This is a genomic window from Thioalkalivibrio denitrificans (assembly GCF_002000365.1).
Taxonomy (GTDB): Bacteria; Pseudomonadota; Gammaproteobacteria; order Ectothiorhodospirales; family Ectothiorhodospiraceae; genus Thioalkalivibrio_A; species Thioalkalivibrio_A denitrificans.
In genome coordinates, this window is record NZ_MVBK01000053.1 from 1 (window position 1) to 6733 (window position 6733).

The 6733-nt window shown below is 65.3% G+C and carries 8 protein-coding genes; all 8 read right to left on the reverse strand.

Annotation, left to right across the window (positions count from 1 at the left end; genetic code table 11):
• Positions 1-25: 25 nt before the first annotated feature.
• The 8 genes from B1C78_RS09555 to rsxC all read right to left on the reverse strand — a co-directional run bounded on the left by B1C78_RS09555 (position 26) and on the right by rsxC (position 6686).
• Entirely contained in the window at positions 26-727 is a 702-nt protein-coding gene (locus B1C78_RS09555) for an anti-sigma factor (protein ID WP_077278939.1), read from the reverse strand.
• A gap of 12 nt (positions 728-739) precedes the next feature.
• The gene (locus B1C78_RS09560) at positions 740-1294 is read right to left on the reverse strand and encodes a sigma-70 family RNA polymerase sigma factor (protein WP_077278940.1); all 555 of its coding nucleotides are present in this window, start codon (positions 1292-1294) and stop codon (positions 740-742) included.
• A 73-nt stretch (positions 1295-1367) separates the two neighbouring features.
• On the reverse strand, positions 1368-2048 hold the full coding sequence (nth, locus tag B1C78_RS09565; RefSeq protein WP_077278945.1) for an endonuclease III: 681 nt from the start codon (positions 2046-2048) through the stop codon (positions 1368-1370).
• Between the two features lie 99 nt (positions 2049-2147).
• A complete protein-coding gene (locus tag B1C78_RS09570) occupies positions 2148-2585 on the reverse strand; it encodes a hypothetical protein (RefSeq protein ID WP_077278941.1) in 438 nt (145 codons plus the stop codon).
• Positions 2586-2636: 51 nt separating this feature from the next.
• Positions 2637-3323, reverse strand: coding sequence for an electron transport complex subunit E (locus tag B1C78_RS09575; RefSeq protein ID WP_139349881.1), 687 nt, complete (start codon positions 3321-3323; stop codon positions 2637-2639).
• On the reverse strand, positions 3316-3954 hold the full coding sequence (rsxG, locus tag B1C78_RS09580) for an electron transport complex subunit RsxG (RefSeq protein ID WP_077278943.1): 639 nt from the start codon (positions 3952-3954) through the stop codon (positions 3316-3318). The genes B1C78_RS09575 and rsxG overlap by 8 nt, the downstream gene beginning before the upstream one ends.
• A 2-nt stretch (positions 3955-3956) precedes the next feature.
• Positions 3957-5015: an electron transport complex subunit RsxD gene (rsxD, locus tag B1C78_RS09585; protein WP_077278944.1), complete on the reverse strand. Its 1059-nt coding sequence runs from the start codon at positions 5013-5015 to the stop codon at positions 3957-3959.
• Positions 5016-5081: 66 nt separating this feature from the next.
• Positions 5082-6686: an electron transport complex subunit RsxC gene (rsxC, locus tag B1C78_RS09590; RefSeq protein WP_077278946.1), complete on the reverse strand. Its 1605-nt coding sequence runs from the start codon at positions 6684-6686 to the stop codon at positions 5082-5084.
• Positions 6687-6733 lie beyond the last annotated feature (47 nt).

Here is a 6733-nt window from a genome sequence, read left to right on the forward strand (position 1 = left end):
ACGGGCACCTAAGTCCGACAGGCTGCTAGAGTTCCAGCCACGGACCTCGGAAGACGTTGCGGCCGCTGGGCGCTTCCATGGGAAGGTCAGCGGCACGCTCGATGGTGACACTCACCCGGGCCTGATAAGGCGCACGATCCGTGACCGGCACGGGCAGGGAGAGTTCGCCTTCTTCCGGCAGTACCCCCACCGGGCGCACCACCCCGTCCGGCCACTCGAGCCAGAGCACGCACACTTCGCCTTCCGGCATCTGCGGGGGCACGATGGCGCGGGCGCGGATCAGCTGGCCGCCGCCCTCGGCGGTGACGATCCACCCCATGGCGTCCTGGCCGGGCTCGGCGATCATGGCCACGCGCTCGGGCATGGGTGTCGGTGACGGATCGGGCGGTGCCAGGGGGAGCACGATCAACGCCAGCACCATGGCCGTGGCCGCAAAGCCAACTCCGCGCCAGAAGGCGAGGCTGTTCCACAGCCCCGGCCGTCTCCACGGAGCCGGGTTGTCGATACGCCGGGAGACGGACGCCCAGACACGGTCCGGTACCGAAGGACTGGGGGTCGTCGCCCAGGCCATGTCCGCCAAGCGTTCTTCCCAGTGCGCCACCTGGGCCTGAAGATCCGCGTCGCGCACGAGCAGGCGCTCGAAACGGCGCCGGGCGGCCCCGCGCAGGGTGCCCAGGGCATACTCGGCGGCCAGCCGCCGGCGAAGTTCCGGGTTGTCATACCTCATGGCCGGACCCTCTCACACATCCAGGCACTTCCTCAATTGTTCCAGCCCCCGCCGGATCCAGGTCTTGACCGTGCCAAGGGCGGTGCCTGTGACCTGAGCCACTTCCGCGTGGCTCAGGCCCTGAAAATACGCGATCTCCAGGCAACGGCGCTGATCTTCGCCCAGCTGCCCAAGACAGTCCCGCAGACGGTCGCTGTCGTTGTCCAACCCCTCCGGCCCGGGTGCCGTGGACCACTCATCCATGAGAAATTCCAGGTGGGCGGGATCCTGGAGCGTGACCTGGCGCCGGTTGCGCCTCAGGGTATCCAGGGCGCCGTTGCGCACGATGGTCACCAGCCACGTCTGAGGGCTGGCCAGGTGCGGCCGGTAGTCCCCCGCCCGGTGCCAGATCTTCACGTACGCATCCTGCAGGCACTCCTCGGCCTGGGCCTCGCTACCCAATATACGCACGGCAATGGCAAACAGTTTCGGGGATGTGGCCCGATACAGGCGCTCGAAGGCCCCCTTGTTGCCCAGGGCGCATTCGCTCAGCAGTCGTGCAAGATCGGGGGGGCTGGTGTCGGTCACGCTATTACAGGGTGGGGGCGCGGAGACAAGATACAGGATGCAAGATGCAACTGGAAATCCGCTTCCGGGCCAATCAGCCCGCAGACGCGGTCTTCACTTGCCTCTTGGATCCTGCCTCTTGCCTCTCTGTTTTTCCCTTGTATTCACAAAGGTCCCGAATCAGGCATTCCGGGCACTTCGGGCTGCGCGCGGTGCACACGTAGCGCCCGTGCAGGATCAGCCAGTGGTGGGCGTCCTTGAGGAATTCGGGGGGAACCACCTTGAGCAGTTTCTTCTCCACCGCGAGCGGTGTCTTGCCCGGGGCGAGCCGGGTACGGTTGGCCACCCGGAAGATATGGGTGTCCACGGCCATGGTGGGTTCGCCGAAGGCGGTGTTGAGGATCACGTTGGCGGTCTTGCGGCCCACGCCGGGCAGGGCCTCGAGCGCCGCACGATCATGGGGCACCTTGCCCCCGTGTTGCTCAACCAGTATCCGGCAGGTCTTGATGATGTTCTCGGTCTTGCTGTTGTACAGGCCGATGGTCCTGATGTAGCGCTTGAGCCCGTCGAGGCCCAGATCAAGGATGGCCTGCGGCGTGTTGGCCACGGGAAACAGGAGCGCCGTGGCCTTGTTGACCCCCTTGTCCGTGGCCTGCGCCGACAGAATCACGGCCACGAGCAGTTCGAAGGGAGTGCGGTAATTCAGTTCCGTGGTCGGATGTGGATTCGCTGCCCGAAGGCGCTCGAAGATCCGCCGCCGTTTCCCGGCGTTCATGAATGAACGCAGATACAAGAGGCAAGATACAAGATACAAGCAGGGTGTCGGGCTCGGCTTCTTGTCTCTTGCATCTTGTATCTTGCCTCTAGTGCTTTCCTAAATATGACGGAAAAGCCCGACGTCGGGAGTCGGCTCGCGGGGGTGGTCTTCCTTCTCGGTCTCGAGTTCCTTGAGCAGGTTGGCGTGCTCCTTATCCAGTGTACGCATGGCGTCCTCATCCAGTTTCGGGAAGATGACGTTGGCGATGTAGGAGCCGAGTTCGTCCATGCAGGAGGGCCAGTACTTGCCGTTGAGGTGGAAGCTGTGGCGGGCGTGCTGGCCCATGGGATAGCTGTCGAAGCGCGTGATCATGGTGGCGGAAAGATCCGGATCCTTCTCCGTGAACGCCCTGGCCCAGTCGTACCACCACTTGTAGTACTTCTCCTGAACCGCTTCGCTCATCTCGTGATGCCCGAAGAAGGCGGCCATGGTGCTGCGCGGCGCCAGCCCGTAGCGGGTGCCGCGCTTGCCGGCAAAGGGGAAACGTCCAGCCATGAAAACTCCTCCTGCCAATGAACCCGCCGCGACTGCGGCGCGGCCCGTCAATCAGCCCACTGCCTCAGCCGGTCTGGTGATCCGCGCGGCGGCGCGTTTCTGCAGGCCGTCGTCGATGACGTTCTTGAGCGCGATCAGCAGGCCCAGGGCGATGAATGCGCCGGGGGGGAGCAGGGCGAGCAGAAACCCGCGGTACTGCTCGATCAGCGTGATGCTGAAGCCGCGTACGGCATCGCCGAACATGAGATGCGCGTCGGCCAGCAGGGTGCCGTGGCCCACGGCCTCGCGCAGTGCCCCGAGGGCCACCAGTACACAGGTGAATCCCAGTCCCATGGCGAGACCGTCGGCCAGGGCCTTCGGAATCGGCTGCTTGGAGGCGAAGGCTTCTGCCCGGCCGATGATGGCGCAGTTGGTGACAATCAGCGGGATGAAGATGCCGAGGATCAGGAAGAGCTCGTGGAAAAAGGCATTCATGGCCAGTTCGATGGCGGTCACCACCGAGGCGATGATCAGCACAAACACCGGGATGCGGATCTCCGGCCGGACCCAGTGGCGGATGAGGGACACGGTGACGTTGGAGGCCACCAGCGTCAGGGTGGTGGCAAGCCCCAGGCCCAGCGCGTTTATCACCGTGCCGGAGATGGCCAGCAGCGGGCACAGTCCCAGCAGTTGCACGATTCCCGGATTGTTGTGCCAGAAGCCGTTGGCGCCGATCTCGCGGTAGCTGATGTCACTCAAGGGGCTGCTCCTCCTCTTCGCGCGGCTCGCGGGCGAACACATCATCGCGGTGGGACTCGAAGTATACCAGCGCGTCGCGCACCGCCGTCACCACCGCACGCGCGGTGATGGTGGCCCCGGTGAACTGGTCGAACACGCCGCCGTCGCGACGCACCGCCCAGGCCTCGTAGGCCAGATTGGCGAGACTGCGCCCGTTGAAGTCGAGGATCCAGTCGGAGCGCTGCACCTCGATGTCGTCGCCCAGGCCCGGGGTTTCCCGGTGGGCGACCACGCGCACACCGGTGACCTCGCCGGCGGCATCGATGCCCACCAGCATGCGAATGGGTCCGCTGTAACCCCCCGGCGCGACGACCGAGAACACCACCGCCTGGGGTTCGTCCTCGAGCCAGGCCCGGTAGGCGCGCAGGCCCGACCCGCCCAGGAGTTCGTCGGAGAGGTTGATCGCGTCTTCCAGAATTTCGTTGTCGTAGGGCGTGTCCTGCAGGATTTCGTGCAGGCTCTGCAGCATCATGGCCTCCTCGTTGGCCGCGATGCGCTCGGCCGTGCCATCGAAGACGAAGGCTACAAGCCCGGTGCCCACCACGCCGAACGTGGCCAGGAGCAGGCCGGAGATGAGGATATTGCGCAGCACCGCTACGGACCGTTGTCACGCCGCGGCGGGGGCGGATTCTGCCCGAATGCGCGCGGCTGCGTGTAATGGTCGATGGTGGGCGCCGCCATGTTCATGAGCAGCACGGCGAAGGCCACGGCGTCGGGGTAATTGCCCCAGGTGCGGATCACGTAGAGCAGGATTCCGATGCCGGCGCCATAGATCAGCCGGCCGCGCGGCGTGGTGCTGGCCGAGACCGGATCGGTGGCGATGAAGAACGCGCACAGGATGGAGGCACCGCTGAACACGTGAAAGGCGGGTGATGCATAGGCATCGGGGTCGATGACCCAGAACGCGCCCGCCATGACCGCGAGGCTGCCCAGCACGGCCACCGGTATCTGCCAGCTGATCACGCGCATGAACAGCAGAAACAGCCCGCCCAGCAGGAACCAGTTGGCAATCCACTCCCAGCCGTGCCCGCTGAAACTGCCGAACAGTGGGTGCTCGCGGATCTCGCTGATGGTGCGATTCTGCGCCAGCTCGGTCTTCATGTGATCCAGGGGCGTGGCGGTGGTGATCATGTCCCAGGTCAGTTCCCTGGGCAGCTGGCCGAGAAAGATCGCCGCAGTCACTTCGCCGATACTGAAACCCAGGTCATCGAAGCCCATGGGCGGCACCCAGAGGATCAGTTCCCTGGGGAACGACAGCAGCACCACCACGTAACCCACCATGGCCGGGTTGAACGGGTTGTAGCCCAATCCACCGTAAAGATGCTTGGCGACCACGATGGCGAAGCCAACACCCACCAGCGTCACCCACCAGGGGGTGAGCGGCGGCAGTGCCAGCGCGAACAGCCAGCCGGTCACCACGGCGCTGTAGTCGCCCAGGACCGGGATCACCGGGCGCCTGCGCGCCAGCAGCATGAGCGCCTCGAAGCCCACCGCAAAGCCGACCGCCAGCAAGACGTTGACCAGAACGCCCAGGCCGAAATACCAGGTCATGGCCAAGGTGCCCGGCACCAGCGCGTAGAGCACGCGCCGCATCAGCTGGCCCACATCGTGGGCCGGGATCATGTGCGGGGAGCTGTGAGTGCGGAAGCGCATGAAGGCGTTAGAGGCAAGATCCAAGAGACAAGAGACAAGTGAAAACCGGTTCTTGCGGCCTGGTTGTCAGCCGGATGGTTCCTTATCCCTGTCGGTCTTTTCCGTGTCCATCTGCTCGGATTCCTGTGTGGCCTTCCTGGCGCGGGCGCGCTCCAGGGCGGCCTGGATGGCCGCTTTCTTCGGGTCCTCGCCGGGATCGCCCTGTTTCGCCGCCAGGGCGGCCTTCTTGCGGGCAAGGCGTTCGGCCTTCTCGCGGGCCTCCTGTTCCAGGCGCGCCTGGCGGAACTCGTGTCGTTCCCGGGCGATGTCCGCCTTGCGGCGTTCCCGTTCCTGTGCCCAGATCTCGGTCTTGGCGTAGCGGTAGTACTGTACCAGAGGAATGTTGCTGGGGCAGACGTAAGCGCAGCAGCCGCACTCGATGCAGTCGAAGAGATTGTAGTCCTGGGCCTTGTCGAAATCCTTGGCGCGCGCGTACCAGTAGATCTGCTGGGGCAGCAGCTGTGCCGGGCACACCCGTACGCATTCTGCGCAGCGTATGCACGGCATGACCGGGCCGGGCGGCGCTATGTCTTCGTCGGTGGCCGCAAGGATGCAATTGGTGGCCTTGACCACCGGCACCTCGTCGCTGGGCAGCCCAAAGCCCATCATGGGGCCACCCATGATCAGGCGCGACACCGCCGACGTGTAGCCGCCGCTGGCGTCGACCAGTTCGGCAATGGGCGTCCCGATGAGTACCTCCAGATTGCGGGGCCGGTTCACGCCGCCGCCGGTCACTGTAACGATGCGCGACAGCAGGGGTTCTCCGAGGGCCACCGCACGGTACACGGCAGCGGCCGTTCCGACGTTCTGGCAGACCATGCCGATGTCGGCAGGGAGCCCCTGGCTGGGCACCTCGCGACCTGTCAGCACCTGTATCAGTTGCCGTTCGCCTCCGGCCGGGTACAGGCTGGGAATCGGCACGATCCGGATTCCGTCCACGTCGTCACCGCCCAGCGCCCGGCGCAAGGCCTCGATGGCGGCAGTCATGTGGTCCTCTATCCCGATCAGGCAGCAACGAGGCTGCACGGCCTGCTTCAGGATGCGTATCCCCTCGATGACCTGGTTTGCATGCGTGCGCATCAGCATGTCATCGCAGGTGATGTACGGTTCGCATTCGGAGGCGTTGATGACCAGGCAGTCGAGCTTGTGACCCGGGCGCGGCGTCAGCTTCACGGCCGAGGGGAAGGCCGCACCGCCAAGTCCCACGATGCCTGCCTCGCGGATGCGATAACGCAGGCTCGCGGGGTCCGCGTTGAGGTAATCCTCGATGTGGGGCAGGCGGCTGTCGCCCCAGTATTCCCTGCCATCGGTCTCGATCACTACGCAGGGCGCGGACAGACCCGAGGGATGTGGCACCGGGTGGTCGGCCACTTCCACCACGTAACCGGACGACGGCGCGTGGACCGGTGCACCCACGTAGGTATCGCATACCCCGATCACGCTGCCCTTGTTGACCCTGTCGCCCGCCTTGACGCAGGGTTCCGCCTCCTCGCCGATATGCTGGCGCAGGGGCACAATCAGCCGGCCCGGCACCCGCATGGGCAGCACCGGCTCGCGGGTGCTCTCCTCCTTGTGGCCGGGCAATTCCAGCCCGCCGTGGAACGGGTGCAGTTTGAGGCCGTGTTCGGTCATTTCGTCGGGCATTCTAACCCGGATCACTGCCGGGCCGGCTGATTGTG